Origin of the sequence: Planctomonas deserti (assembly GCF_003067705.1) — a bacterium.
Lineage (GTDB): Bacteria > Actinomycetota > Actinomycetes > Actinomycetales > Microbacteriaceae > Planctomonas > Planctomonas deserti.
Genome location: NZ_QANL01000003.1, coordinates 43,449 through 70,064 on the forward strand (window position 1 = coordinate 43,449; position 26,616 = coordinate 70,064).

20 protein-coding genes are annotated in these 26,616 nt (G+C 71.4%); 10 read left to right on the forward strand and 10 right to left on the reverse strand.

The window, feature by feature from the left end; all coding sequences use genetic code 11:
* The first annotated feature begins 94 nt into the window (after positions 1–94).
* The 6 genes from DAI20_RS10970 to DAI20_RS10995 all read left to right on the forward strand — a co-directional run bounded on the left by DAI20_RS10970 (position 95) and on the right by DAI20_RS10995 (position 8,789).
* Positions 95–1,330 carry a Kelch repeat-containing protein gene (locus DAI20_RS10970; RefSeq protein WP_159085004.1) on the forward strand — a complete coding sequence of 412 codons (1,236 nt, stop codon included), beginning with the start codon at positions 95–97 and terminating at the stop codon, positions 1,328–1,330.
* 182 nt (positions 1,331–1,512) lie between these two features.
* The gene (locus tag DAI20_RS10975) at positions 1,513–3,021 is read left to right on the forward strand and encodes an alkaline phosphatase (protein WP_240606036.1); all 1,509 of its coding nucleotides are present in this window, start codon (positions 1,513–1,515) and stop codon (positions 3,019–3,021) included.
* A gap of 67 nt (positions 3,022–3,088) precedes the next feature.
* The gene (locus tag DAI20_RS10980; protein ID WP_159085005.1) at positions 3,089–3,685 is read left to right on the forward strand and encodes a hypothetical protein; all 597 of its coding nucleotides are present in this window, start codon (positions 3,089–3,091) and stop codon (positions 3,683–3,685) included.
* A 119-nt stretch (positions 3,686–3,804) separates the two neighbouring features.
* The gene (locus DAI20_RS10985; RefSeq protein WP_108250760.1) at positions 3,805–4,419 is read left to right on the forward strand and encodes a DnaJ family domain-containing protein; all 615 of its coding nucleotides are present in this window, start codon (positions 3,805–3,807) and stop codon (positions 4,417–4,419) included.
* Positions 4,420–4,508: 89 nt separating this feature from the next.
* Positions 4,509–5,828, forward strand: coding sequence for an MFS transporter (locus DAI20_RS10990; RefSeq protein ID WP_108250762.1), 1,320 nt, complete (start codon positions 4,509–4,511; stop codon positions 5,826–5,828).
* 177 nt (positions 5,829–6,005) lie between these two features.
* Positions 6,006–8,789 carry a S8 family serine peptidase gene (locus tag DAI20_RS10995; RefSeq protein ID WP_240606037.1) on the forward strand — a complete coding sequence of 928 codons (2,784 nt, stop codon included), beginning with the start codon at positions 6,006–6,008 and terminating at the stop codon, positions 8,787–8,789.
* 49 nt (positions 8,790–8,838) lie between these two features.
* On the opposite strand, the gene DAI20_RS11000 is transcribed toward DAI20_RS10995, so the two are convergent.
* Positions 8,839–9,720, reverse strand: a complete 882-nt coding sequence (locus tag DAI20_RS11000) for an alpha/beta fold hydrolase (protein WP_108250764.1) — start codon at positions 9,718–9,720, stop codon at positions 8,839–8,841.
* A 168-nt stretch (positions 9,721–9,888) separates the two neighbouring features.
* Here DAI20_RS11000 and DAI20_RS11005 point away from each other — a divergent pair, with 168 nt between their 5' ends.
* The 3 genes from DAI20_RS11005 (at position 9,889) to DAI20_RS11015 (ending at position 14,146) form a co-directional block, all read left to right on the forward strand.
* Positions 9,889–11,913 (forward strand): AfsR/SARP family transcriptional regulator, encoded by a 2,025-nt coding sequence (locus DAI20_RS11005; RefSeq protein ID WP_108250766.1) that lies wholly within the window; start codon positions 9,889–9,891, stop codon positions 11,911–11,913.
* A 147-nt stretch (positions 11,914–12,060) separates the two neighbouring features.
* The gene (locus DAI20_RS11010; protein WP_108250768.1) at positions 12,061–12,492 is read left to right on the forward strand and encodes a BLUF domain-containing protein; all 432 of its coding nucleotides are present in this window, start codon (positions 12,061–12,063) and stop codon (positions 12,490–12,492) included.
* Positions 12,493–12,766: 274 nt separating this feature from the next.
* Positions 12,767–14,146, forward strand: coding sequence for an HNH endonuclease signature motif containing protein (locus DAI20_RS11015; RefSeq protein WP_108250770.1), 1,380 nt, complete (start codon positions 12,767–12,769; stop codon positions 14,144–14,146).
* 194 nt (positions 14,147–14,340) lie between these two features.
* Here DAI20_RS11015 and DAI20_RS11020 read toward each other — a convergent pair whose 3' ends face one another.
* Positions 14,341–14,922, reverse strand: a complete 582-nt coding sequence (locus tag DAI20_RS11020; RefSeq protein ID WP_108251663.1) for a TetR/AcrR family transcriptional regulator — start codon at positions 14,920–14,922, stop codon at positions 14,341–14,343.
* 114 nt (positions 14,923–15,036) lie between these two features.
* Here DAI20_RS11020 and DAI20_RS11025 point away from each other — a divergent pair, with 114 nt between their 5' ends.
* Positions 15,037–15,873 carry an alpha/beta fold hydrolase gene (locus tag DAI20_RS11025; RefSeq protein ID WP_108250772.1) on the forward strand — a complete coding sequence of 279 codons (837 nt, stop codon included), beginning with the start codon at positions 15,037–15,039 and terminating at the stop codon, positions 15,871–15,873.
* Between the two features lie 64 nt (positions 15,874–15,937).
* On the opposite strand, the gene DAI20_RS11030 is transcribed toward DAI20_RS11025, so the two are convergent.
* The 8 genes from DAI20_RS11030 to DAI20_RS11065 all read right to left on the reverse strand — a co-directional run bounded on the left by DAI20_RS11030 (position 15,938) and on the right by DAI20_RS11065 (position 26,495).
* Positions 15,938–17,155: an ATP-binding protein gene (locus DAI20_RS11030; RefSeq protein WP_108250774.1), complete on the reverse strand. Its 1,218-nt coding sequence runs from the start codon at positions 17,153–17,155 to the stop codon at positions 15,938–15,940.
* The gene (locus tag DAI20_RS11035; protein ID WP_159085006.1) at positions 17,152–19,110 is read right to left on the reverse strand and encodes a family 43 glycosylhydrolase; all 1,959 of its coding nucleotides are present in this window, start codon (positions 19,108–19,110) and stop codon (positions 17,152–17,154) included. The genes DAI20_RS11030 and DAI20_RS11035 overlap by 4 nt, the downstream gene beginning before the upstream one ends.
* A 169-nt stretch (positions 19,111–19,279) precedes the next feature.
* Positions 19,280–20,680: an RNA polymerase sigma factor gene (locus DAI20_RS11040; protein WP_240606038.1), complete on the reverse strand. Its 1,401-nt coding sequence runs from the start codon at positions 20,678–20,680 to the stop codon at positions 19,280–19,282.
* A complete protein-coding gene (locus DAI20_RS11045) occupies positions 20,662–21,039 on the reverse strand; it encodes a YciI family protein (RefSeq protein ID WP_108250778.1) in 378 nt (125 codons plus the stop codon). Before DAI20_RS11045 ends, DAI20_RS11040 begins: the two co-directional genes overlap by 19 nt.
* A gap of 102 nt (positions 21,040–21,141) precedes the next feature.
* Positions 21,142–21,561 carry a DUF1761 domain-containing protein gene (locus DAI20_RS11050; protein WP_108250780.1) on the reverse strand — a complete coding sequence of 140 codons (420 nt, stop codon included), beginning with the start codon at positions 21,559–21,561 and terminating at the stop codon, positions 21,142–21,144.
* A 55-nt stretch (positions 21,562–21,616) separates the two neighbouring features.
* Positions 21,617–22,471 carry a hypothetical protein gene (locus DAI20_RS11055; protein ID WP_108250782.1) on the reverse strand — a complete coding sequence of 285 codons (855 nt, stop codon included), beginning with the start codon at positions 22,469–22,471 and terminating at the stop codon, positions 21,617–21,619.
* Complete coding sequence (locus tag DAI20_RS11060) at positions 22,468–25,203, reverse strand: ATP-binding protein (RefSeq protein WP_108250784.1); 2,736 nt, start codon at positions 25,201–25,203, stop codon at positions 22,468–22,470. Before DAI20_RS11060 ends, DAI20_RS11055 begins: the two co-directional genes overlap by 4 nt.
* A 221-nt stretch (positions 25,204–25,424) precedes the next feature.
* Positions 25,425–26,495 carry a restriction endonuclease gene (locus DAI20_RS11065; protein WP_159085007.1) on the reverse strand — a complete coding sequence of 357 codons (1,071 nt, stop codon included), beginning with the start codon at positions 26,493–26,495 and terminating at the stop codon, positions 25,425–25,427.
* Between the last annotated feature and the right edge of the window lie 121 nt (positions 26,496–26,616).

The window sequence follows — 26,616 nt, forward strand, 5'->3', positions numbered from 1 at the left end:
TGGCCGCGAGTGGGGTGGAGGGGCAGGGCGTGACGTCCGGCGCCGCGGATTCGTTGGGATCGACATGGCGACGGCGAGCGGTCAGGCTTCGGGCATGACCGATACACCGTGCTCCCGCCGATCGATGCGGGTCCGCGCGGTGCGGGCGTCGGTCGCGGTGCTCGTGTTCGTGGCCGCGCTCGCCGGATGCGCCACCCCGGGCGCCCCGGCGACAGCGACAGCGCCGGCGCCCTCCCCGACCGCTCCCGGGATCGAGCGAACCCCGGAGGCCGCCTGGCTGCCGGTGCCCGAGGGGCCGCTGACGGCACGCCACTCGGCGGTCGGGGCCTGGCTGGGGCACCGCTTCGTGGTCGTCGGCGGCATGACGAGCGAGCCCTGCGCGGACACCGCGGACTGCGAGATCACCGCCTTCCCGCGCTCCGACGGGGCCGCGTTCGATCCCAAGTCCGGCGTCTGGACCCGGATCGCGGACGCGCCGGCCCCGGTCGCCGGGCAGGTTTCCGTCGTCGGCGACCGGATGTTCGTCCAGACGGTCGTGTCGGGGCCGGGTGGCGCCGAGACGCGGTCGTTCCTCGCCTACGACCCGCGGGACGACACGTGGGAGCAGCTGCGTCCGGCTCCGCCGGTGTGGGGAGCGCTCGTGACGGCCGGGGACCGCATCCTGTCCATCGCGGCCTCCGACGAGAACATGCCCGCGATCGACGCCGTCTTCGACCCGTCCACCCGGGCGTGGCGCGAGCTCCCGGACGACCCGCTCGGGCCGAGCTACGACCGCCAGGCGGTCTGGCTCGGCGACCGCCTCCTGCTGACGGCGAAGGATCTGGTGGAGAACCCGGGCACGACCGAACCGTCCCTCTCTCGGCTGGCCGTGCTCGAGGGGTCGCCGGCCTCGCCCGAATCGCTCCGCTGGCGGGTCCTCCCCGACAGCGACATCATCGGCTTCGACCCGACGGCGGTGGCCGGGCGCGTGGTCTTTCCCGACGTGGGCTCGGCCGACGGCGGCGCGGTCGACGGCTGGGGGAGGAGCGTCGACTTCGGCGGCATCCTCGATCCGGCGACGCTGTCCTGGCGCCCGCTGCCGGAGCCGCCCACCGGTCCGGGCCTGGAGCGGTACGCGATCCACACGCGCACGTCCCTGCGGATCGGCGATCGGGCACTCGTGGCCGGTCACCTGCTGGATCCGGTCACCGAGGATTGGCTCCCCGTGCCGGCCCTGCCCGGCCCGTTCCGGACCGAGGCCACCCTGGTCGCCAACGAGGGCGCGGCGCTCCTCTGGGGCGGCGCGGCCGACGGCGCCAATCGCGCGGACGGCTATCTCCTCCGGCCGTAACCTCGCCTTGATCTGGCCGCGGGGTCACGCCGCAACCTTGCCACGACCTGGCCGTCCGACGCCCGTTGTTCACCTGCGCATTCACCTCCGGTCACCGAAGCGCCGGGCGATGGCCACGGCGCCCTCCTAACGTCCCGAGGGGCGTGGGTATGCGCCCTTCGGGTAGGGGTCAGGAGACTGCAATGCAACGAACCAGAGTGGGATTCGCGGCGGGGGTGCTCGCGCTGATGCTCGCCGCGGGCGGGACCGCCGCCGGGCTGGGCGCCAACGCCGCCGTGGCCGAGCCGCGGCACAGCGGCAGAGATGGCGGCAGCATCAAGAACGTCATCTACCTCGTGGGCGACGGCATGGGCCGCACGCACGTGACCGCCGGCCGCGAGCGCTTCTACGGCGCCGACGGCAAGCTGACGATGGAGACGCTGCCGTCCCAGGGTTACGTCAGCACCTACGCGGTGCAGAAGAACTCCGGCCAGCCGGGCGAGGCGGACTTCGTGCCGAACCTCGTCACGGACTCGGCGTCGGCCGCCACGGCCTGGGCCTCCGGCGTCAAGACCTACAACGCGGCGCTCGGCGTCGACGCGAAGGGTGCCGTCACGCCCACCCTCATGGAAATGGCCAAGCAGGCGAAGTACCTCACCGGCAACGTCTCCACCGCGGAGATCACGGATGCCACTCCGGCCGGCCAGATGAGCCACGCGCTCGCCCGCGGCTGCCAGGGCCCGGTCTACTCGGCTGCCTCCTGCCAGGACACCAGCATCACCGGCACGCCGCTGCCGACCGACGACGTGCGCGTCGTGCCGATCGCGGACCAGATCGCCCGCAACGGCACGGCGGACGTCATCCTCGGCGGTGGCCTCAGCCGCTTCGACGCGGCGGACGAGCAGGCGCTGAAGGACCAGGGCTACCAGGTGCTCGGCTCCCCGACCACCCAGACCGTCGCGACGCGCGCCGACCTCACCAGCGCGTCCGGTTCGAAGGTCTTCGGCCTGTTCAACCGGGGCAATCTGACCATCGAGAAGGCGAAGCAGGACAACCCGCAGTCGGTGCAGGCTGAGGAGCCGACCCTGCCCGAGATGACGAGCAAGGCCATCAGCCTGCTCGACGTGAAGAAGAAGCCGGGACGCGGGTTCTACCTGCAGGTCGAGGGTGCGCTCATCGACAAGCGCTCGCACGCCAACGACGCGGCCCAGACGCTCGAGGAGATCAAGGCGTTCGACGACGCGGTGAAGGTGGCCCTCGACTTCGCGAAGAAGGACAAGCACACTCTGGTCATCGTCACCGCCGACCACGAGTGCGCCGGCTTCAACATCATCGAGAAGGGCACCTTCACGAACGCCGAGGCGGCGACGCCTCCCGGCAACGTGGACAGCGGAAACCCGGCCAACAACTCGACCCCCAGCCGCGCGACGAGCTCGACCCTCGACCCGGAGCGCTCCAGCGGGATCGTGAACGGCTCCGGATCCACGGACGCGACGAACTTCGCGCCCGCCACCTTCCGCACGCCGGACGACGCCGAAGGCGTCTCCGACGGGTCGCCGGAGGCCAGCCTGTGGCTGACCTACCTCTCGGGCAACCACACCGGCGCCGATGTCCCTATCTACGCCTACGGCCGCGGTGCCGAACAGCTGGACGGCTCCATCGACAACACGGATCTCTTCGGCGTCATGGCCGACGCGATGCGCCTGAACTGATTGATCCGAACACCAACGGGGATGGGCCGGGAGCGATCCCGGCCCATCCTCAGTGAAGGAAATCACCATGAAGCACCCCTCCCGTCCCCTGCTCATCGGCTCCGCGGTCGCCGTCTCGGCCGTGGTCGTGGCCGTCGCGGTCGGCACCGGCATCGGGGCGGCCTCGGGCGCCGCCTCCGGTTCGGGCGCCGCCTCCGGCACCGCCTCGGCGTCGGCGTCGGCCGAGCCCGCACCCGCACCGACGGCGGTGACGTCCTTCCCGGGCCTGGCCACGGCCGACTCCGACACGCCAACCCTGGCGAGCCTCGCCTCGGCCGGGCCCCAAGCGGGCACGGTGATCCAGGCCGCCGGACCCTTCGACGACCGGTTCGTGCTGCAGGATCTCGCGTTCGGCGAGTCCGGCGTCACCGGATCCGTCGAGGTCACGAGCGACGTCAGCGAGGTCATCGAACTCGAGGTGATCGCCGGGTTCTACGGGGCGGACGGCGCCCTGCTCGGTGAGAACTCGTTCGTGCTCCACGCGGACGAGGAGGAGAGCGGCCACGCCCACACGCACTCGGGTCCGCCCGAGGAGGTGCACGGGTTCACCGTCCCCGTGCCGCCGTCGTTCGCCGGCGAGGCCGTGTCCGCAGCCGTCGGTGTGCCCGTGCTCGTCAACGAGTAGGGCCCGCTGCGTAGCGCTGCGCCTCAATCACGCCGCGCCTCGCCCCCGCCACGCCCCCGCCACGCCCCCGACTCGGCGCCGCTCGACGCGGCTCGAGGGAGAAACCTAGGCTTGACGGTATGGCTCACAGGAAGGACCGAGGGGACGCCCGACTCAGTGTCGCCCGATACCAGGTGGACCGGCTGACGGAGGAGACCTCTGGTGAAGCCTCTGCCGCCGCCGCCGAGGAGGAGGGCGACAACGCGGGTCAGGCGACGATGGACCAGCGGGCCCAGTTCGTGGAGATCGCCATCCAGCAGGCGCAGCGCCGGGGCGACTTCGACGACCTCCCCGGCGCGGGCAAGCCGCTCGCGAGCCTCCGCCAGCCGTACGACCCCAACTGGTGGATCCGGCAGAAGATCGAGCGGGAGAACCTGACCGGGCTCGGGCCGCCCGCGCTGACCCTCCGTCAGGAGAACCGGGAGCTCGACGCGCGCCTCGACGCGACCGGGTCCGAACGGGTGGTGCGCGAGATCCTCGACGACTTCAACGCCCGCATCGTGGAGGCGCGACGGCAGCTGCAGGGCGGCCCGCCGGTCGTGACGCCCACCCGGGACGTCGAGGAGGAGGTCGCCCGCTGGCGCGAACGCCAGGCCGTCCGGCTGCGGGAGGCGCGGGAGGCCCGCGAGCAGGAGGAGACGGCGTACGCCGCGATGTCGTGGCGCGAGCGCCGGAGGGCGCGGCGCGGCCGCTAGCCCCACCCGCGCCCCGCGATCCGCTGCTGAAGCGGAGTCGCCAAGGGGCTGATCCCGGCGGCAGAGGCCCGGTGGGACAGAATGGGGGCGTGCCGGATCCCGACGAGCAGGACCTCTCGCCGGACCCCGGGCGGCGCCCTCCTCCAGTCGAGACGTCCCTTCTCCGCAGCCGCGACTTCCGCCTGCTCCTCGTCGGCCAGACCACGAGCCAGCTCGGTGCGCAGATCAGCGGCGTCGCGATCCCGCTCCTCGCCGTCCTCGAGCTGAACGCGACAGCCTTCGAGGTCGGCCTCATCGGCGCGTCGTCGACCGTGGCGTTCGCCGTGATCGGGCTGCCCGCCGGCGCCTGGGTCGACACCTGGCGCCGTCGCCCGATCCTCATCTCGAGCGACCTCGCCCGCATGGTGCTGCTCGCGACGATCCCGCTCGCCGCGCTGCTCGGGGTGCTCTCGATCGCCCAGCTCGTCGTGGTCTCCCTGCTCGCCGGCTTCGCCCGCGTCTTCTTCGACGTCGCGTACCAGAGCTACGTGCCGTCGGTGATCGGCAGGGACCGGGTGCTGGCCGGCAACTCCGCGATGGAGATGATCCGCGCCTCCGGTCACGTGGTGGGTCCCGGCGTCGGCGGCGTGCTCGTGACCCTCGTCGGCGCGGCGAGCGTCGTGCTGATCCAGGCGGTCACCTTCGCGGTCTCCGCGGCGTCCCTCGCCGGCATCCGGCGGACGGAGTCGCCCGTCGTGCGGCCCGCGGTGCGGCAGCGGCTCCGGTCGCAGATCCGCGAGGGCCTCGTGTTCGTCGGCGGCAACCGCATCCTCCGCGCGACGGCCATCACGAGCGCGGCGAGCAACTTCTCGTTCGCGGTCGCCTCCGCGGTCTCGTTCATCTTCCTGGCTCGCACCCTGGACCTGTCACCCGCGGTCATCGGGATCGTCGTGGCCGCCGGATCCGTGACCGTGATGCTGGGCGCGGCCCTCACCCCGCGCCTGTCGCGGCGGTTCGGCTCGGCCCGCATCATCTGGCTGTCGCTCGCGATCACCGGCCCCCTCACCCTGCTCAGCCCCCTCGCGCAGCCCGGCTGGACGGTCGTCCTGATCTTCGTGGGCATGGCCGCGGGGGAGTTCGGCCAGATCATCTACGCCATCACGAACGTGAGCCTGCGCCAGCGGCTCTGCCCCGACCGGATGCTCGGCCGGGTCACGGCGACCATGCGGTTCCTCATCATGGGCCTGTTCCCGCTCGGTGCACTACTCGGCGGGGTGCTCGGCGAGCTCATCGGCGCGCGGTCGACGCTCTGGGTCGCGGGCGCCATCATCGTGCTGTCGCCGCTGCCCCTCATCCTGGTGCTGCGGCGCACGAGGGACGTCGAGGAGCTGCCGAGCTGGCATCGCGACGAGCCGGCGGGCACGGTCTGAGGCCGCGGGCCCGCGCCCCCTACCGGGGGCGTGCGCCGGGAATGCCGAGTTCCCTCCACCGGACTTACGGCCGGGGAGGACGCGCGACTACGGTGCCGAGAATCCGCTGATTCAGGATCGGAGCTGATCGTGAAGTCGAATCGTCGTGTGATGGGGGCCGCAACCGCGGCGATACTGGTGACCGCACTGCTGACGCCCGCCGGCATCTCGGTGGCGCAGGCGTCCGCCCCGGGCGTGCGAGGCGCGTCCGGAGTGGGCCGCGCCGAGGGCGGCGGTGCCCTCGGCAACGGCCTCGGCCGGCTGCTCGCCGAGGCGGAGGGCTCCGTCGAACGGCGCTCGGCGTCCGGGCTGCGCATCGACCAGGAGGCGCTCGCGATCCGCGACGGCGAAGGCCGCGTGCTGGTCGAGGTCACGCCGAGGGAGGGCGCCGACCGCACCGCCTATCGGGCGGAGCTCGAGGCGCTCGGGTTCATCGTGCAGGCGTCCGACCCCGACGCCGGAACCCTCGAGGGCTTCCTTCCGCTCGCCGCCGTCCGGCAGGTCGCCGCCCTGCGCGACACGGGCACGATCGCCCAGTCGCTGCGACCGCACGCGACCGTGGGCGCGGCGACCTCGCAGGGCGTCGCCCTCGAGAGGATCGACCGCGTTCAGCAGGCCGGCATCGACGGCGAGGGCATCACCATCGGCGCGCTCTCGGACTCCTACGACATCGCGACCACGACCGTGACGGGCGAGCCGCTCGGCATCCGCGCGGCCGATGACGTCGCGTCCGGTGACCTGCCCGGCGCCGGGAACCCGGTGAATCCCGAGCCGGTGGTGGTGCTCGCGGAGCCGACCGAGGAGGAGGAGGGGAGCGACGAGGGGCGGGCGATGCTGCAGATCGCCCATGACGTCGCACCCGCCGCGAAGCTCTGCTTCGCGACGGCGTTCGGCGGGCTCCTGACCTTCGCTCAGCACGTGCGGGATCTGGCGGACGACTCCGGCCCGTGCGCGGCGGACGTGGTCGTCGACGACGTCATCTACTTCTCCGAGCCGTTCTTCTCCGACTCGGCCCTTAGTGACGCGATCGACGACGTCGCGGCGGAGGGCGTGCACTACTTCTCGTCGGCCGGGAACCAGGGCCATCAGCACTCCTGGGACGCGCCCGTGCGCCTCCTGCCCGCCGAGGAGGCGGCGGCGGGGGCCAACCTCGACCTCGCCGACGTCGACCCCGCCCTGTACTCGGGCGGGCTGCAGGACATGGACCCGGGGGACGGCACGGACGCCGCCCAGACGATCACTCTCTCCGAAGCAGGCGGACTGCTGAACGTGCAGTGGGACGACCCCGTCGACCTGGACGGGCCGACGCTCGGCGAGCCGCTCTTCACCGCGACGGGCGAAATCACCGCCGCGGACCCGGAGCCCAGCTTCACCTTCACCGCGACGTCGGAGGACGTGGGCGACCTGGTGCTGTTCCGCACGGACGCGATCCCCTCCGGCACGACGGACCTGATCCTCACCGTGACCGCGCCGGACGGCACGGTGCTCGCCGAGATCGACACCGGATCCTCCCCGGAGCTGTACTCGACCGTCCTGCCCCAGGCCGGCGACTACACGATCACGATAAGCGGCTTCATGGGTGCTCAGGGCGACTTCACCGTCGAGGTGCTGCCGGTGGTCGCGCCCTCGCAGGTGAGCACCGACTTCAATCTCCTCCTGTTCGACATGGAGGGGAACTTCCTGGGCGCGGTGGCGGACATCAACACGGTCACGGGACGCCCCTCGGAGCTCGTCTCCCTCGCGGGCCTGCCGGAGTTCCAGCTCGCCATCTCCCGTGCCGGGACGGGGCCGCTCGGCGCCACGAGGCTCCGCAACGTGCTCTTCAACGACGCCTACTTCACGGAGTACTCGGTATCGCTCGCACCTGCCGTGTTCGGCCACGCCACGGCTCGCGGTGCCACGGCGGTCGGCGCGTTCGACCCGTTCCGCCCCTACCTCCCGGAGTACTTCACCTCCCCGGGCGGCGACCTGCAGATCCTCTTCGACTCGGCGGGCAACCGCCTGCCCACCCCGGAGACGAGGCGGGTGCCCCAGGTGACCGCCGCGGACGGCGGAAACACGACGTTCTTCGCGCAGGACACCGTGAGGGACGAGGACACCCAGCCGAACTTCTTCGGCACGAGCGCTGCCGCGCCGCACGCCGCCGCCATCGCGGCGCTCGCCCTGCAGCGGTCGGGCGGCCCCGGGTCGCTGAGCCCGGACGACCTGCGCCGCCGGCTCGAGCGGAGCGCGTTCGCGCACGACCTCGACCCGCATCACTCCGAGGGAACCGCGCACGGCCTGACCATCACGGCGGGCGGGCCGCAGGGCAACGAGAACAGCCCGGTCCCGGGCTCGATGACGGACCCGAACTTCTTCACCGCCACCAACACGGGGACGGAGCCGCTCTCCTCCATCACCTTCTACGGCGAGAGCGGCAGCCCGACCGCCCTCGGCGAGCGGTTCGGGTTCCTCACCGACGGGATGGTGTTCGACCCGCGCCCCTTCGACGGTGTGGCCCCGTTCCGCAACGACGGCTTCCCCTTCACGGTCGGTTCGACCTCGGGCGGTCTCGCGGCGGACTCCGTCACCGCGTCGTTCTCGGAGCCCGCTGCGGCGCCCGCCGTCGAGGGGCAGTACCGGCGGATGACGGTGTCCTTCGCGGACGGTCTGCAGCCCGGGCAAAGCGTGTCCTTCGGCGTCGACCGGGACCTCGCCGTGTCGGGCCTCGGCGGCGCGGAGGAGGGCAACGGCGCGGACGAGCTGGGCGGTGCGACGTTCCTGCCCTCCGGCATCCCCGTTCCGTTCGGCATGGCCTTCACGGCGGAGCGTCCGGGCGGGTATCCGCTCTGGGGCGCCATGACCAACCGGCTCGGCTCGGGCTGGACGCCGCTCGACGGCTACGGTCTCATCAACGCGGAACGAGCCGTGCTCGGGCACTGACCGGGGCATTCCGCGCGATCGTCACCGCGCGATCGTCACCCCGCGTTCCTCAGCGCGCGAGCAGCGCTCGGAGCGTCGCGACGATCTCTCCCGGGGCCTCCTCCGCCATGAAGTGTCCGGCGTCGAGCGTGCGGTGCACGAGGTCGTCCGCCCAGGCGCCCCACAGCGCCGCGGCGTCGTAGCCGAGGGCGGCGCCCCAGTCCTGCTGGACCACGGTCACGGGCATGCCGAGCCGTCGCCCGGCCGCACGGTCCGCCTCGTCGTGGTCGACGTCGATGCCGGCGGAGGCGCGGTAGTCCGCGACGATCGAGGGGATCGCCGCTCGGGACGCGCGCAGGTACTCCGCCCGCACGTCGGCCGGGATCGCGTCGGGGTGTCGGGTCCAGGCGTCCAGGAAGTGGCCGAAGAACTCGTCCGCAACCCCCTCGATCATCCGCTCGGGGAGCCCCTCCGGCTGCGCCATGAGGTAGAGGTGCCACGCGACGGCGGCGTTCCTGCCCTGCAGGATCTGCCACATGTCGAGTGTCGGCAGCACGTCGAAGGCCGCGAGGTGGGTGACGACATCGGGGTGGTCCAGCCCGGCCCGCACCGCCACGAGGGCTCCGCGGTCGTGGCCGGCCAGGGCGAACCGGTCGTGCCCGAGGTGCGCGGCCAGCGCCACGACGTCCGCGGCCATGGTCCGCTTCGAGTAGGTCTCCGGGCCGGTCGCCACGGGCTTGTCGCTGGCGCCGTATCCGCGGAGGTCCGGGCAGATGACCGTGTGGTCCGCCGCGAGCTCCGCGGCGACGTGGCGCCACATCAGGTTCGTCTGCGGGAAGCCGTGCAGCAGCACGAGCGGGCTGCCCGAGCCGCCGACCGCGGTGCTCAGCCGCACGCCGTCGGCGACGGGAACCTGCTGGTACGTGAATCCGGGGAGGGTGGGGGTCTGCATCGGTGGTGTCCTTCGAATCGGGGTGGCGAACGGCACCACTCTCCCCGGGGCCGATCAGCAGCCGATCAGTGACGACGGCGGTCGTGCTCTCGGTGCTGTCGTCCGCGCGGATAGATGCTGTCGGCGGCGCTATACAGTGGTCGGGATGAGGCACAGCGGGACTGCGGCGTGACCACCACCTTCGGCGTGCTCGGCCCGGTTGCGGCATGGAGCGGATCCGGCGCACCCCTCGAGTTGAAGGGCCCGCGGCATCGGGCGGTGCTCGGCCGGCTCCTCGCTGCGCGTGGCCGCGTCGTGCCGCTCGACCTGCTGATCGACGACCTGTGGGAGGAGCCGCCCGCGTCCGCCGCGGGCGCCATCCGCACCTTCGTCGGCGACCTCCGTCGGGCCCTCGAGCCGGAGCGGCCGCCGCGCGCCGCTCCGCGCCTGCTCGTCACAGACGGTCCCGGCTACGCCCTGCGGCCCGAACCCGAGGATGTCGACGCGTGGCGCTTCGAGCGCGTGCTGAGCCGGCCGGCGGGTCTCCCCGCAGTCACCGCTGCTGCAATCGAGGACGCGCTCTCCTGGTGGCGGGGTCCCGCGTACGCGGACTTCGCGGACGAGCCGTGGGCGCGCGCCGAGCGGTCGCGGCTCCTCGAGCTGCGGCTGACAGCCGTGGAGCGGCTCGCCGAGGCGCGAATGGCGATGGGGCGGGCGGCGGATGCCGTACCCGACCTGGACGCGCACGTGACCGACCACCCGTGGCGGGAGGACGCCTGGCGACTCCTCGCCCTCGTCCTCTATCGCGCGGGGCGGCAGGGCGACGCGCTCGCCGTGCTCCGGCGCGCCCGGGACCGGCTCGCGAGGGAGTTGGGCATCGACCCGGGCCCGGCGCTCGCCGAGCTCGAGACGGACATCCTGCGCCAGGCCGCGCACCTCGCCCTCCCTCCCGCACCGAGCGGACCGGACGACGTGTGGGCGCGGGCGACCGCCGCCTACGACCGCACCCTGGGCTTGGGGGCGCGGGCGCGCCTGGAGTCCACGGTCGGCCTGCTGCGCACTCTCGCCGTGACCGGCGGCGCCGGCCTCGAGGCGGCGCGCGAACAGCGGCTTGGCACCATCCACGCGGCCGAGCAGGTGGGCGACCCCGAGCTGACGGCACGGGTCGTCGGGAGCTTCGACGTACCCGGCGTGTGGACCCGGTCGGACGAACAGCGGCAGGCCGGCGAGGTGGTCACGGCGGCCGAACGCGCGCTGGCGGGCCTGGCCGGCACCCCGGGCCAGGGGCACCTGGCGCTGCGGGCGCGGTTGCTCGCGACCATCGCGGTGGAGTCCCGCGGTGTGGCCGACGCCCGAGGGGGAGAGGCGGCGGTCGAGGCGGAGCGCCTGGCCCGGCGGCTGGACGATCCGGCGCTGCTCGCCTTCGCGCTCGGGGGCGTGTTCCTGCAGAACTTCTCCCGCGCCGGACTGGCCGAACGACGGGAAGCCGTCGGCGCCGAGCTGATCGCCCTGTCCCAGAGGCACGGCCTGGCCACGTCCGAGATCCTCGGCCGCCTGGTGCGGATGCAGGCGCGGGGCGCCCTCGGCGACTTCGCCGCGGCGGACGAGCACGCGCTCGCCGCGGACACGCTCGCCGAGCGACACGAGCGGCCGTTGGTGCACGTCTTCACCTCGTGGTACCGGGCGATGCGGCTCACCGCGACGGGCGCGGATGCGGCGAGTGGGGACGCGGGTGCGAGTCCTGAGGATGCGGGTCAGGACGCGGAGGCGGCTTACCGGGCCGCGGCCCGAGGGCTTGAGGGCGCCGGGATGCCGGGCCTGGAGCGCGGGATCCTTCCGCTCGCGATTCTGTGCCTCCGGGTGTGGCGGGGACGGCCGCTGTCGTTTGCCGCCGACACCGAGTGGGGACCGTACGAGCCGTGGGTGCGGCCGCTCCTCCTGATCGAAGCCGGGCGGCGAACGGAGGCCGCCGTCGCGCTGCGCCGTGCCCCGGAGCCGCCGCCCGACCTGCTGCTCGAGGCGCTGTGGTGTCTGCTCGCCCGCGCGGCCATCGACCTGAACGACCAGCCGATGATGCGACGGGCCCGAGCGGCCCTCGAGCCGGCGTCCGGCGAGATCGCGGGTGCGGGCAGCGGAATGCTGACGGTCGGGCCGGTCGCCCTTCACCTGCGTGCCCTCGATGCGGCCCTCGACGCCTCTCATCCGCATGCCTGACGCGCGGCGCGGTCGCGGTCGTGGGGGCCCCTGACGGTGCTGGGTGCGGGCGATGAGCGCCGGCAGCTCGTGCACCCAGAACGGGGACTGCCCCTGTCGGCCGCAATCGACGATCGTTGTGAGGGATACCGATTGAGGGGAACCCGCATGCTTTCGATGGCCTACCTGAGCTCGGCGAGCGTCCCCTACTCAGACGAGGACCTCGCCGACCTGCTGCTGCGCAGCCGCGCGAACAACGGGCGGCTCGGCCTGACCGGCATGCTCCTGTACCGGGATGGTCAGTTCCTGCAGGTGCTGGAGGGTCCGGACGAGGTCGTGCGCGAGCGCTACGAGGTGATCGCGGCGGACGGCCGGCACAGCAGCGTCCACAAGCTGCTGGAGAGCCAGATCACTGAGCGGCAGTTCCCCGAGTGGACCATGGGCTTCCGCGCGATGACGGACGACGTCGTCGCCGACATCCCCGGCTACGCGGACTTCTTCGGCTCGCGATCGGCTCGCCTCGACGGAACGCAGAAGGCGAGCCGCGCCCGCCTGCTGCTCGAGTGGTTCCGCCACCACTCCTTCGTCCCCGCCGCCTAGCCCCACCGCGCCCCCGCTCGGTCCCTGAGCCCGTCGAAGGGACGCAACGCGACGGGCTTCGGGGGTGCCCTCGTACGGTCCCTGAGCCTGTCGAAGGGACGAGCCCCATCCGGTCCCTGAGCTTGTCGAAGGGACGCAACGCGACGGGCTTCGGGGGTGCCCTCGTACGGTCCCTGAGCTTGTCGAAGGGACGCGCGTAGCTCCCGCCGCACTTCTCCACACCCTCCGCATCGAGCGGGAAAGCGATGTCGGTGGTCCCTGGTTCGATGTCGGCATGGAAACACCGACGTTCCCACCCGAACCAACTCCACCACCGAACGAGGCAGAGACGTTCGCCGCGATGATGGATGCGGTGAAGATGTTCGAGGGCTTCTCCCGCTGGGCAGCGGCGTGCCGCGCGGAGGCGATCGACCGTGCTCGGCTCTGGACCGAGTCCGCCGACCTCTCCGTTCCCTCGACGGGCGGGCCGCGCTGGTCCGCGAAGGTGGCCGGACACCGCGTCCTGGTCACCGAACTTGCCTGCGCCTTGCGCGTCTCCGAGCGCGCTGCGGAGAACCTCATTGCCGAGAGCCAGGCGCTCGTGCATGACCTGCCCGCGACTCGGAAGGCTCTTCAGGACGGCCGGATCGGCTACCGCCACGCCCAAGTCTTGATCGACCACACCGCCACCCTCCCGCCCGCAGGAGTAGTGGCGGTGGAAGAGGCAGTGCTGCCCCAGGCGGAGTCGCTCACGGTCCCCAAGCTTGACCGCGCCACCCGGGATCTGCGCGAGCGGCTGCACCCGGAGTCGATCCAGGAGCGCCACACGAAGTCGGTCGCCGACCGGCACGTGGAGACGTGTCCGGCGAAGGATGGCATGGCGTGGCTGAACGCCTTTCTTCCTGCACCGGAGGTGACGGGAATCACCAACCGTCTGCGCGACATCGCGGAGCAACTCAAGGGTGAGCCGGGGGAGGAGAGGACGCGCACGCAGCTCATGGCCGACGCGTTCACTGACCTACTCCTCGACGGCACCACCACCGCAGCGGCAACGGCTCCGGACGAAAGCACGGCGGGCGAGGCCGCGGAGGACACTTCGATCCGACGCATCGACGCGCCGATCGGTGTCGGCATCCGCCCGCGCGTTCTGGTGACCGTTCCGGTGCTCACGCTCCTGGGCCGTTCCGAGGAGCCGGGCACGCTCGAGGGCTACGGGCCGATCGACGCGGACACCGCCCGTCGGATCGCGGCGCGGGCGCGTAGCTTCACCCGCATCCTCACGCACCCCGAGACGGGAGCCGTGCTCTCCGTGGGTCGTGATCGGTACGCGGTGCCGAAGGACCTGCGGACGTGGCTCCGGGTGCGCGACGAGACGTGCCGCTTCCCGGGCTGCAACCGTAGCGCCGCCCGGGCCGACGTCGACCACGTGACCGACTGGCAGTACGGAGGCGGCACCTACTACGGGAACCTCGTGCACCTGTGCCGATCGCACCATCGGGTAAAGCACCACACCGCATGGTCATCGACGTCGGCGGGTGGCGGGAGGGTGCGCTGGCTCTCACCGAGCGGCCACGAGTACGAGATCGAACCGGCGACACACATCCGGCCGCCGAAGCGGAAGCGCCTGCAGGTGCAGGGGAGTGCGACACCGATCCCGGACGACCCGCCGTTCTAGCGCGGTGACCCCAATCCGCGAGGAACGTCACGTCGCTTCGACAGGCTCAGCGACCGTGAGGTCGGCTCCTGCGCGCCCGACGGGACCTGACTCGCGCCCGACACCACCATACGGTCCCTGAGCTTGTCGAAGGGACGGGACCTGACGCGCCTGCGGGCGCAACACACGCCCGGAACGTCGAAGGGACGGACCGGTCAGGTGACCGCGTGGATGAGGGTCTCGGCGGCGCGGCGGGCGTGTGCGGCCGCCTCAGCGTTGCCCGCGATAGCCGCCGTCGTCTGCGCGCCCTCGGCGAGGATCGCAAGTTGCGGGGCGAGTTCCACGGGTGCGCCGGCCGCCGCGACGAGGTCGGCGACGTAGCGCTGGAAGTCCGCCTTGTGCTCGCGGGCGAGGTCGGCGACCGCGGGGGAGACGGCGCCCAGCTCCCCGAACGCGTTGATGAAGCCGCAGCCGCGGAACGAGTCGTCCGCGAACCAGTCGGCGAGGTAGTCGTAGATGGCGAGGAGGCGGTCGGTGGGGGAGCCGGCCGCTCCCACCTTCGCGGTCACGCCGGCAGTCCACAGCTCGTGCCGGTGCGCGAGCACGGCGAGCACGATCTGCTCCTTCGAGGGGAACAGACTGTAGAGCCTCTTGAGCGACATCCCGGACGCCCGGCGCAGTTCGTCCATTCCCACCGCCTGGATTCCGCGGGCGTAGTACAGGTCGTCCGCGGTCTCGATCACGTGCCGGCGCGCGTCCTCGAGCGTGGCCGTCGCCCCCGCGTCCCCGTCGTTCATCACCTCGCTCGTTCCCATTCACTCAGTCTAACTTGCGGTGAGAACGACCGTTCCCCTATTGTGGGGACATCGCCGGAGAACGACCGTTCTCCGGATTCGAGAAGGGATTGCGCCATGGGTTACATCACCGTCGGAACCGAGAACAGCACGGACATCGAGCTCTACTACGAGGACCACGGCGCGGGTCAGCCCGTCGTTCTGATCCACGGCTACCCGCTCGACGGGTCCTCCTGGGAGAAGCAGACGGCGGCCCTCCTCGAGGCCGGCTACCGGGTCATCACCTACGACCGGCGCGGTTTCGGTCGCTCGAGCAAGCCCGCCGTCGGATACGACTACGACACCTTCGCCGCCGACCTCAAGGTGCTGCTCGACACTCTCGACCTGAGCGACGTCGTGCTCACCGGGTTCTCGATGGGCACCGGCGAGGTCGCCCGCTACATCGGCACCTACGGCTCCGAGCGCGTCGCCAAGGCGGTCTTCCTCGGCTCGCTCGAGCCCTTCCTGCTGCAGACGGATGACAACCCCACCGGCGTTCCGCAGTCGGTGTTCGACGGCCTGCTCGAGGCAGTGACCGCCGACCGCTTCGCGTTCTTCGGTTCCTTCTACGACAACTTCTACAACACCGACACGTTCCTCGGCACGCCGCGCCTCAGCCAGCAGGTCGTCGACGCGAGCTTCGCCCTCGCCGCCGGCGCGAGCCCCATCGCCTCCGTCGCCGCCCAGCCGAGCTGGCTCACCGACTTCCGCGCCGACATCCCCAAGATCGACGTGCCCACGCTGATCGTGCACGGCACGGCGGACAACATCCTGCCGATCGACGCCACCGGACGCCCGTTCAGCAAGGCCCTGCCGTCGGCCGAGTACCACGAGATCGAGGGCGCTCCGCACGGCATGCTGTGGACCCACGGCGCGGAGATCAACGAGATCCTGCTGCCCTTCCTCGCGAAGTAGCACGCGGGTCGAGGGAACCCTCCTCAGCGGATCCCCGGGCCCGTCGGCTCGGGGATCCGCCGCGTCACGCCCCGCGACGCAGGGCGAGCACGTCCTCCGCGATCCGCTCCACAAATCGGCCGTCGGTGCCGACCGGATGCCCGACGCCCGCCGCAACGAGGTCCGCTGCCTCGCGCATCGAGCGCTCCACCACCTCGTGCTTCGCCTCCGCCGACAGGCCGCGCAGGTCGTCCCCGGGCAGGTGCAGGGTCCGCTGGACGGCCCGGTGGGCGACTCGCTCGCGCACCGACGCTTCGCCGGCCTCCAGGCGCGCGACCGTGAGCTCCGCGGGCGCGAGGGCGGCCGAGTACGCCGCCTGCTCCTCGGGGCCGACGATCGCGCCGCTGAGCACGAGAACGGTCGCGCCTGATCCGGCGAACACCCGTGCCATAGCGCCCGCATTGGCCGCCCGTACCTCGCGGGCGTCGCGGGCATCGCCGACATCGCCGACGGCCCGGGCCCTGGCGCTCGGCACGCCCACGCTCAGGAACCCGACCTGCTCGAGGTCGACGAACGCCGAGACGTGGCCTTCCCGCTGGACGCGCTGGAAGACCTCCCACGCCACCGTCGACTTGCCCACGGCTCGCGGTCCCGTAACCGCGATCGCGGTCAGGGGACGGCCGCCGGGCATCGCCGCGCCGGCGAGATCCGCCGCGTTCTCGTCCGACCTGCCGGCCGGGATGATGCGTGACGGCAGGTCCGGCGGCCGAGACTCGACGGCGGCGCGGACGGACGCGACGACCTCGTCGACGGATCGCCCCGTGGTGTCGACACTGATGTCAGCGAGGGCGTGGCCGGCGACCTCGTGATCCTCCAGCAGCCGTGCGTGTGCCACGGCATCGTCGATCATGTCGGGCTGGTCGCGGTGCCGGACCAGCCGATCGCGGACGTCATCCGTGCTCGCGGTCAGGCGGCACCACACCCAGCCGGCGCCGGCGCCGGCGCGAGCGAAGTCGGCCATCTCGTCCGGGTCGACGACGCCGGACACGATCAGCCGCCGCATCCCCGCCGCCAGGAACGAGCGGAACACGACGGCGAGGTTCTGCGCCTTCACCCGGTGATTCCGGGGGTCCGGCGTCGGATAGAGCATTCCGAGCTGGTCGATGTCCACGTACGCGGTGGGCGTGCCCTCCGCGGACCACGCGCGGTAGAGGGACCACCCGACCGTCGTCTTGCCGACGCCGGGTGGCCCGAACAACCACAGGACGGACGGGGATCCCTCGCCGGATCCCCGTCCGGTCACCGTGCCGACCGCTCCGTCAGGGTGTACGCCCGCACGTAGTCGAAGTCCGCCGTGAAGGTGGTGTTCTCCGGCGCCGCGTACGCGACGAGGGCGATCTGCGCGTCCCGGCCGAGCGAGTGCGTCCACGTGCCACCGCGGACCCAGTTCTCCCCGTCCTGGCTCGTGTAGGCGGTGTACCCCTCGGTGTCGCCGCCGGCGTCCCGTCGGTCACGGCCCGTCAAGCGCTCGGCGACGATGCGGAGGTACGTCCACTCCTCGGACGGCGGCCCGACGACCGTGTTCCCGTAGCGCGCCCACCCCTCGGGCACCGGGTTCAGCTCCTTGCCGAACTCGGTCTGCCGCGTGTTCCAGATCGAGGCGTTGGTCAGCTTCACGTAGTTGTCCTCGTCGCCGTACACGACGATTCCCGCTTGCGCGTAGTTGAAGCAGCAGTCCTCATCCGGCACCGAGACGCGCACCCGGGTCTCGAGCACGTAGTCCTTGCGCGGAGCGTCCCGAAGCAGCACGTAGGCGTTGTCGAGGTCCGTGAACAGGTCGCCCGTCTGAATGGGCACGGTCAACGCGCCGTTCGACACGGTCGTCGTCGGGACCGCAGGGGCGGAGGTCACGCCGGGCCACTCCCACTCCCACTCGCCCGACAGGGCCGAGCCGTCGAACTCGTCCGAGTATCCGGGCAGCGGCTTCCCCGGAAGCTGGGTCTTCACGAGCTCGGTGCGGTGCTTGGACACCTCGCCGGGCTGGCCGGCCGGGGCGTACTGCCGGTCGTCCGAGGGTCCGGAACCGCCGTTGACCGTCGGCCACTCGTTCACCCAATCGATGGGGTCGAGCAGGGCCGGGCGCTTGGTGAAGCCGACGACCGACTCGAAGAACGGATCCCGCTGATCCACCGCGTGGTAGATGGTCCACCAGTCGCCGTTCGCGTCCGTGAAGACCGTGTTGTGACCCGTGCCGACCCAGCGGTTCCCGTTCATCGTGAGGAACGGCGTGCCGCCGGTCTGCGCGTCCACGAGCGAGTTGCCCTGCTGGTCGACGAAGGGTCCGGTCGGGCTCGTCGAGCGGCCGACGAAGACGCTGTAGCCGGTCAGGGCGCCGTTGCAGCAGTTCGTGGCCGACAGGAAGATGTAGTAGTACCCCTCCCGGAAGACGACGTTCGCGCCCTCGTACTTGTTGTCGATGGCGACCATCGCGGCCGCGGCCGTGTCCGCTACGGCGCCGTCCTCGGTGAGGGTCACGGGCGAGGCGTACACGCCACCGTTGTAGCTGCCGTAGTAGAGGGTCGATGCGGTCTCGACCGTGTCGCTCAGCACGTCGGGGTCGTACGTCCAGCGGAAGTTGCAGCCCGCGCCTGCCCGCTGCGGGGCGACGGCCGGGGTGTCGGAGAACTCCCACGGGCCAGTCGGGCTTGCGCTCGTGGCGACGCCGATGGCGTTGTCGGTGGTGCAGCCCTCCTCGCCGCTGACGGAGGTTGCCGTGTTCGTGACCACGAAGAACAGGTAGTACTGGTCGAACGTGGAGGAGTAGGTGACCTCGGGCGCCCACAGCGCGGCGGCCGGGTCTGCCCAGCTCGGCAGCGCATCCGAGGCGTCACCGACGTACGTCCAGTTGACGAGGTCGGTCGAGGTCATGGTCGGGATGCGGTGGAAGATCAGGTCACCGTTCGCGTCCAGGTCCTCGTCGTTGAGCGGATCGGTGGTGCAGTACATGTACCAGGTGGTGTCGCCCGGCTGCTGGCCGCGGATCACCGTCGGGTCCGCGCAGCTCTCCACGGCCCCGTCCCCCGGTATCTGCGGCAGGAGCGGATTCGAGTACGAACCTGGGCTCTTTCCCTGGCCTCGCCTGTCGTTCCCCTCGTCCGCCGCGACACCGGTCGCCGGCACCACGAGGGTGAACGCAAGGAGTGACCCGAGGAGGACCGAGAGCCCTCCGCCCAGTCGACTCCGCTTCCATCGCACCATCACACGCTCCTTCATCGCAGGGTGTGGGCAGACGCCCGCCTCCGGTCCGGGGCGGGCCGCGTCGGCCTCCCGGCTGACGCTACGCCGGAAACACCGCCGACGCGTGCCGGAAGGCACTCGCGGTCCCTGAGCCCGTCGACGGGACGCAGGACACCGGGGTTCGTGGCGCTCAGGCGCGCCGATCCGCGAGATGGGCCCGGACCGCGGGATCGGTCGTGAGGGCGATCGCGCGGTCGTACGCGGCGGCCGCCTCGTCCGCGCGACCCGCGAGGGCGAGGAGGTGCGCCCGCGTGGCCCAGGCGGGCTGGAAGCGCTGGGCGGCGCCCGGGTCGATGCGATCGAGGGTCGCGAGGCCGGCGTCCGGGCCGTCCGACTCGCCGATCACGGCCGCGAGCGAGACGAGCGCACCCAGGGTCGGCGCGATCCGCGCGAGCCCCTCGTGCAGCGCGCGGAGGGCGGCGAGGTCGACGCGCCCGGTGATCCGCCGGGCGCAGTGCACGGACTGGATCGCCGCCTCGAGCTGGTACCGCCCGATGCGGCCGAGGGAGGACGCGCGGCGGAGGTGCGCCTCGCCGCGCACGATGAGGGCCGCGTCCCACCGGGCGGGATCCTGCTCGTCGAGGGGCACGAACCGTCCGGCGGTGTCGCGCCGGCCGGCGGCCCGCGCCTGGGACAGGCAGATGAGCGCGGCGAGGCCCGCTGCCTCGGGCTCGGCGGGCAACAGGCCGGCCAGGGTCTCGGCGAGGTACAGGGCCTCGCCCGCCAGGGAGTCGGGATCGGCCGTGGCGCCCATGCCGGCCTCGGGCTCCGCACCTGCATCCGCGCCCGCGCCCGCACCGGCCCCCGTCCCAGCGCCGGGATCCGTTGCCGACCCGATCGCGAAGCAGCCGTAGATCGCCTCGAGCACCGCGGGAAGCCGCCGCGGCATCACGTCGGCGTCGGGCACGGCGAAGGGAATGCGGGCGTCGCGGATGCGCCGCTTCGCCCGCACGAGCCGCTGCGCCATGGCCGGCGCCGGGACGGCGAACGCCGTCGCAATCTGCGCGGCTTCGAAGCCGAGCACCGTCTGCAGCATCAGCGGCGTGCGCACGCCCGGGTCGATCGCCGGGTGCGCGCAGACGAACAGCAGCGCGAGCCGCTTGTCCGGGATGGCGCTCATCGTGTCCTCGTCCGGCTCAGCAGTGCCGCCCGCGAGCTCGGGGACGGCGTCCAAGGGCATCGACGTCCGCACGGCGGCGGACTTCCAGGCGTCGCGCTGACGGTTGCGTGCGACCGTCAGCAGCCACCCCTCCGGATTCGCGGGGATCCCGGACTCCGGCCAAGCGGTCAGGGCGGCCTCGAAGGCGTCGCTCAGGGCGTCCTCCGCCATCGCGATGTCGCCCGTCGGCGCGGCCAGGAGGGCGAGGAGCCGGCCGTAGGATGCGCGGGCCGCGGTCTCGGCGAGCGACCGGGCCCGCGCTCGATCGCCGGCTCGGTCGCGCTCCGACGCGCCCGCGCCACCGGCCTCGGTACCGCCGCCGCCCTCGGTACCGCCGCTGGCCTCGATACCGATCAGCTCGGGGTGATCCACTCGTCGCCCTGTGCGGTCACGGCCACCGGCCGGACCTCGATCACGCCGTATTGGGCGGCGGGGCACCGCTCGGCCCAGGTGAGAGCCGCGTCAAGGTTGGGCACCTCGATCACGAAGACGCCGCCGAGCTTCTCCTTCGTGTCGGCGAAGGGTCCGTCCTGGATGAGCAGCTCGCCGTTGCGGGTCGTCACGGTGGTCGAGACCGAAACGGGCTGCAGGATCTCCGTCGAGACGAACACGCCCGCGGTGTTCAGCGCCTTCAGGTACTCGTCGAAAGCGGCGCGGCCGGCGGCCAGGTCCTCATCGCTCAGCCCGACGTCGCCGGCCTCGGGGTAGTTGAGCAGCAGTGCGTATCGCATGGTGTTCCTTTCCGTTCGTCAGGATCGTGATGCACCTATGACGATCGAAGCGGCCGCCGATCGACATCGGTCGCGAAGTTTCTCGGATCCCTCGCCGCCGGGTCAGGCGGGCCAGACCCCGATGATGATCGCCATCACGAGCAGGGTCACGAACTCGTGCGCGACGTTGAGCACGGTGAGGCCGGTCGGCCTCCGGTCGAAGGCGTCGTGCGTCACGAAGCGCGCCGCGGTGAAGCCGGCCCACAGCAGGATCGCCGTGACCACGGAGTTCGCGAGGAAGGAGCCGCCGTAGAACTCCCACGCGATGAAGACCGCCCCGGCGAGCACCCACGCCGTGACGAAGCTCACGACGAGCGTCACGAGGATGGGCCGCACCGCGTTCCTCGCGTCCCCGGACGGCCGGACCCCCGTGACCCGCATCCAGTAGTTGCCGAAGACCTTCGGTGTGTACCAGATCGAGCCGACGATCATGCTCGACAGGGTGGCGAGGACGACCGCCGCGTAGTTGATGTCGGGAACCATGGGTCCTCCTTGCGCTGGTGCGGAACGGCCGCTGCGGAACTGCTGTCGCGGAAGTCTAGGGGCGCGCGTCCGGCCCGCGGGGGAGCCCGGCGCCGGCCCGGCGTGTTCCGCGCTCGCAGTACGCGTAGAAGGCCGCGTACGCCGCCAGCGATGAGACGAGCCCACCGACGAGCAGGGGCGCCGACGGCCGTGACCAGTCCAGCGCCCCGCCGCCGATGGCCAGCGCCGCGACGAGGAACACGAGGCTGAACAGCTGCGCCTGGAACATCCAGCGGAACGACGACCACCGGGGATCCAGCAGCAGCCACAGGTTCACCATGCCGGGGAGAGTCAGGATCGCCCCGATCACCCGAGACGTCAGCGGCGTGAGCATCCACGGCCAGGCGTCGATGCCCGCCTGCGGCACCGCGAAGATCACGAGCCCCGTGCCGAGCGAGAGGATGCCGAGCACCGCGAGCAGCAGGCGCGGCGCCCGGGGGATGCGGAAGTCGGGGTCCTCCGCGGCGCCGTCATCCGCCGGGCGGTTGAGCAGGAGCGCGGCGAGGGTGAGGAACGGCGTCGTCGCGTAGAGCGTGAGCCAGGTGAGGAACGAGATGTGCCCGGCGTGGAACCGGTCGATGTGCAGCAGCGTCGCCAGGCCGAGCAGGGACGCGAACAGCACGACGGGAGGGAATCCGTACTTCACCCGGTGCCACAGGGGTTGGCGCACCGCCTGCACGAAGAACCAGATGCCGCCGAGGTACGCCGAGGCGAGGAACATCGCGGTGATCGGCGGCTCGATGGTCCACGCGAAGAGCTGCTCCGTCGCGAACGGGAGCACGTAGAGCAGCACGCTCGCCACCACGAGGAACGGGAGGATGACGATGGAGAGCCCCCGCGTGAACGGCCGGACGGCGCCCGGCGCGCTCATCGGTCCGCCGCCTCGCCCCGCGCGTGCGTGCTCTCTGCGGGCGCGCTCTGTGCCGGCGATGCCGCATCCGACGCCGCCACCGCCGCCGGTTGCGCGGGTTGCGCGACGGACGCGGACGCGGCCACCTCGAGGGCGAGCGCGACGGCGGCGTCCTGGGACATCTCGCGGCCCGCCGCGCGCGCCGCCTCCAGGACCGGCGCGAACTCGCCGGCGAGCGCGGGCCCCAGCAGTTGCTCGTGGAAGGAGAACGTCGGAGCGTTGTACAGGCCCGTCTGCTCGCGGAGGGCCTGTGATGCGCCTAGCAGACGCCCGGCCCGCTCGAGGTCGCCGGTGACGGCCGCGATGGCGACGAGACCCTCGAGCCCGTACGCGATCCCGTCGGCGTGCCGCAGGCGCAGCGAGAGCCGCAGGCTCTCCCCGAATGAATGCCCGGCGCCCGCCACGTCCTCGAGAAGCAGCTGAGCCCACCCCAGGTGGTGCAGGGCGATGGTCGTGCTCAGGTCGTCGTTCTCCTGACGGGCAAGGGCGAGGCTCTCCTCGAAGCGATTGAGGGCGCGCTGGACCTTTTGCTGCAGGATCGCGAGGCGGCCAAGCGTCACGACCACCATCGCGTCGCCCCAGCGGTCGCCGGCCGAGCGCACCAGGGTGAGGGCGGACTCGAGCACCTCCTCGGCGGTGTCGTGATCGGGGGTGGCGGCGGAGACGAGCGCGAGGGCGAGGGAGACGTCGGCGAGGGCCTCCCCGCCCGCGTCGCCGCTCGCGCGGAACCGTTCGGCGCTCTCGCTGAGCCCCGGCACGACGAACTCCTCCGGCTTCAGCCAGAGCGTGATGGACCGGGTGAAGTAGAGCGTGATGGCCTTGGTACGGTCCGGCAACTCGTCGCCGGAGGCGAGGGGCTCCTCCATCCAGTCCCGCACCTCGCCGAGGTGCCCGCCGACCCACCAGTACATGTAGAGCGACCAGGCGAAGTCCGCCGCCTCACCCCACCGTCGCTGATCGAGGAGGTACCGCGCGGCGGAGCGGAGGTTATCCCTCTCCGTGGCCAGCCGATTCACCCAGTCCCGCTGGAGCGGCCCCTTCAACTCGGCCTCCGCACGGGCGCCGAGCTGGACGTAGTACCGGGCGTGCGCATCGCGGAGCACGTCCAGCGTGCCGTTCCCCGCCAGCTGCTCGCGCGCGTACTCGCGCACCGTCGCGAGCAGCGAGAAGTAGGGCTGGTCTCCGCGGTCATGCTGCCGCACGAGGCTGCTGTCCACGAGGGTGGAGAGGTCGGTGAACACGTCCGCGCCCGCGAGCGGGGAGGCGGCTTGCGACACCGACTCCGCCGCGTCCAGCGAGAAGTCGCCGGCGAAGACGCCGAGCTGGGCGAGCAGGGCGCTCTCCGACTCGGTCAGCAGGTCGATGCTCCACTCGATGGTGCCCCGGAGGGTGCGCTGGCGCGCGGGGAGATCCCGCGCCCCGCCGGCGAGCAGCGGCAGCTGCCGATCGAGCCGGGCGAGCATGGCGGCGGGCGGGAGCAGGCGGATACGCGCGGCCGCGAGCTCGAGGGCCAGCGGCACGCCGTCGAGGGCGAGGCAGATCCGCGCGACCGCGTGGACGTTCTCGGCGGTCAGCTCGAAGTCCGGCTTGACCGCCCTCGCGCGCTCGACGAAGAGCTCGATGGCGGGGAAGCGGAGGGCCTCCGCGGGTGCGAGCCGGGCAGGGTCGGCGGGCAGGGCGAGCGGCCCCACCTCGAACGCGTGCTCGCCGGACACGCGAAGCAGGCTTCGGCTCGTCACCACGATCTTCAGCCCGGGGGATGTGGTCAGCAGCGCGGGGAGCTGCGGCGCCGCGGGGAGGACCTGCTCGAAGTTGTCGAGGACGAGCAGCATCCGTCGGCCGCGGAGGGCCATGACCAGCTTCTCGTCGAGCGTGCCGACGCCCGTGTCGCGCACGCCGAGCCCCTGAGCCACAGCGGCGGGAACCAGGGCCGGGTCCCGCACGGCCGAGAGATCGATGAAGGCGACGCCGCCGGGGAAGGCGTCCGTCATTCGCGCGGCGAGGTCGATGGCGAGCCGGCTCTTGCCGATCCCGCCGGAGCCGGTGAGCGTCACGAGGCGCACGGACTCCCGGCGGAGGAGCCCCTCGGCGGCGGCGATCTCGGCTTCGCGGCCGATCAGCTCGGTGAGGGGAGCCGGAAGCGGGCCGGTCTCCGGATCCGGCAGCAGGGCGGGCTGCGCCTCCGCGCCGGCCCGGGGCGCCTGCGCCCGGCTCTGGTCGAAGCGCTCGGCGAGCATCGTGGCGAGATCCGCCTCGAGCAGCTCGCCCAGCTCCTCCGCGGTGCTGAACGCCTTGTAGGAGGCGTTGTCGTCGTTGCGCACCCGCCCGAGGAGCTCGGCGAGGCGCGGCTCGCGCCCATCGGCGGGCTCCTTGATGTAGATGAGCTTCGGCATGTCGGCGGGGGAGAGGAGGTACTCGTCCTCGAGCCCGGACACCTCCTCGCCCGGCGCGACCCAGCCGTACCGCTCCCAGTAAAGACCGACGAACACGTCGCTCTGCTCCAGGTACGCGCGGTAGAGCTCGCGCGGCGGGTGAGGCCTCGCGCCCAGCTCGAACATCACGGGAGCAAGGCGCAGCCGCTCGATGGCCGCGCGCGCACTTCTCCGCTCGGCCGCGAGCTCTTTCAGCGTGGAACTCACGAACACGCGGAGCCGCTGATCGGGCGTTCGGATGCCGCCCGTCGTTCGGGTCATCCCCACAGTGTGGAACGCGCGGGGGCCGCGAGTCCAGCACCCGGAGAATACTGTCGCGCACTGTTTCCGTCCGGAGCCTACGCTCGGTCGTGTGTTCCTCCTCTTCGGTGGTGAGCCCGTCGCACTCGTTCGGTCAATCGCACTGAGTGTCCGGCTTCCTCAGAGGGGTCGAGTTGACAGCCGGCTATGCGGCCAGCTGAGGAGGAATCAGCCTCAGCTATTCACACACCCATGAGCAATACGGTTCGGCCCATGGCATTTGCACCGGTGAGTGATCCAGCAATCGCGTCGTACTCGAATAAAGCCATCTGAGCACGGTTAGCGAAGTCAGTTGCACCGCTCGTATAAGTACCAGAAGTGAAGAACAGCCCGATCCGGCCGTCGACGCTTGCTACTCCATGGAAGGCGCGCACCTCTTCGACGCCTACGGTGCCAGAGTAATTCTTCACCTGTGCTATAGCGGTGTCGCTTACCACGTCAATGCCACCGTCGCCCGAAAATGTTGTGATCGAGACGTTGGTCCCACCCAAGTGACTGAGCCACCCTGCGCACAGCAGTTCTGCCCCCTCATGTGAGACGCCATACGGCTGAGGGGAAGGCCTCGATGCCCTTACGCGCGAGCGCCCGCGAAGCCCTGCAACGATCAACTGGTTCCGACGGGCATTCAGTCGGTACCAATAGGCGTGATATAGAGCAAGACGAGCGCCATGTTCCAAAGTCGCCATCACCGTAGCAGTCCGCTCAGCACGCAACATCTGTTTCCGGGTCGCGGTGATGAAACTCTTGTGCCGTGACTCTAGCTCTTGTATCTCACCTTCCAGGTGGCGCGGATCGGCAACTATCCAGCCGCCGTAGTCGAGTACGTTGATCCAATTGTATTGGTGCGCCTCGCTGATAACTCTGCTATCTCCCACGACTTGCCCGACGGCGTGTAGGAACCCCATCTGTGCGTAAGACAGGGCGGGTTGCACAGGCAATGAGGTGATCGGAGCGGGATCCAGCGGAAAGGTGAAGTGTTGACCGTGATGCAACGCTGAGTAATCTGCGAGCCGCTTCCGGAGCGCTTCGTAATACAACCTACGGCTGTCGAATCGGACATCCGACTCTTTCCATCCGAACGCTGCGGCGGTCCCGACTATTTCTACCTCGATGTTGTGAGGCAGTGGATCATTGAGCCAGGCCCACTCTGGGTATGTGAAGACCAGATCATCGGCGTCCTGGGTGTCAGCAACCATTGTCGCTTGGAGCACTGCGCCATTGATGCGTTCCCAAGGCCGATGCGGGTCGTACAACGTCAACTCCTGATCAGTTCGAGGCATAGCTGAGCCAGCTACGCACGGTATCGTCGTCGACGCTAGTCGATCGCCAGTCCTGGACGTCCTCCTTCGAACGAGGGCCGTCGGTGCAGCACCC

What these genes read in the sequence shown, in the direction of transcription:
- DAI20_RS10970 (WP_159085004.1), top strand. Translation starts at nt 95, where the DNA reads ATGACCGATACACCGTGCTCCCGCCGATCGATGCGGGTCCGCGCGGTG.
- DAI20_RS10975 (WP_240606036.1), top strand. Translation starts at nt 1,513, where the DNA reads ATGCAACGAACCAGAGTGGGATTCGCGGCGGGGGTGCTCGCGCTGATG.
- DAI20_RS10980 (WP_159085005.1), top strand. Translation starts at nt 3,089, where the DNA reads ATGAAGCACCCCTCCCGTCCCCTGCTCATCGGCTCCGCGGTCGCCGTC.
- DAI20_RS10985 (WP_108250760.1), top strand. Translation starts at nt 3,805, where the DNA reads ATGGCTCACAGGAAGGACCGAGGGGACGCCCGACTCAGTGTCGCCCGA.
- DAI20_RS11000 (WP_108250764.1), bottom strand. Translation starts at nt 9,720, where the DNA reads ATGCAGACCCCCACCCTCCCCGGATTCACGTACCAGCAGGTTCCCGTC.
- DAI20_RS11010 (WP_108250768.1), top strand. Translation starts at nt 12,061, where the DNA reads ATGCTTTCGATGGCCTACCTGAGCTCGGCGAGCGTCCCCTACTCAGAC.
- DAI20_RS11015 (WP_108250770.1), top strand. Translation starts at nt 12,767, where the DNA reads ATGGAAACACCGACGTTCCCACCCGAACCAACTCCACCACCGAACGAG.
- DAI20_RS11020 (WP_108251663.1), bottom strand. Translation starts at nt 14,922, where the DNA reads ATGAACGACGGGGACGCGGGGGCGACGGCCACGCTCGAGGACGCGCGC.
- DAI20_RS11025 (WP_108250772.1), top strand. Translation starts at nt 15,037, where the DNA reads ATGGGTTACATCACCGTCGGAACCGAGAACAGCACGGACATCGAGCTC.
- DAI20_RS11035 (WP_159085006.1), bottom strand. Translation starts at nt 19,110, where the DNA reads ATGGTGCGATGGAAGCGGAGTCGACTGGGCGGAGGGCTCTCGGTCCTC.
- DAI20_RS11045 (WP_108250778.1), bottom strand. Translation starts at nt 21,039, where the DNA reads ATGCGATACGCACTGCTGCTCAACTACCCCGAGGCCGGCGACGTCGGG.
- DAI20_RS11050 (WP_108250780.1), bottom strand. Translation starts at nt 21,561, where the DNA reads ATGGTTCCCGACATCAACTACGCGGCGGTCGTCCTCGCCACCCTGTCG.
- DAI20_RS11055 (WP_108250782.1), bottom strand. Translation starts at nt 22,471, where the DNA reads ATGAGCGCGCCGGGCGCCGTCCGGCCGTTCACGCGGGGGCTCTCCATC.
- DAI20_RS11060 (WP_108250784.1), bottom strand. Translation starts at nt 25,203, where the DNA reads ATGACCCGAACGACGGGCGGCATCCGAACGCCCGATCAGCGGCTCCGC.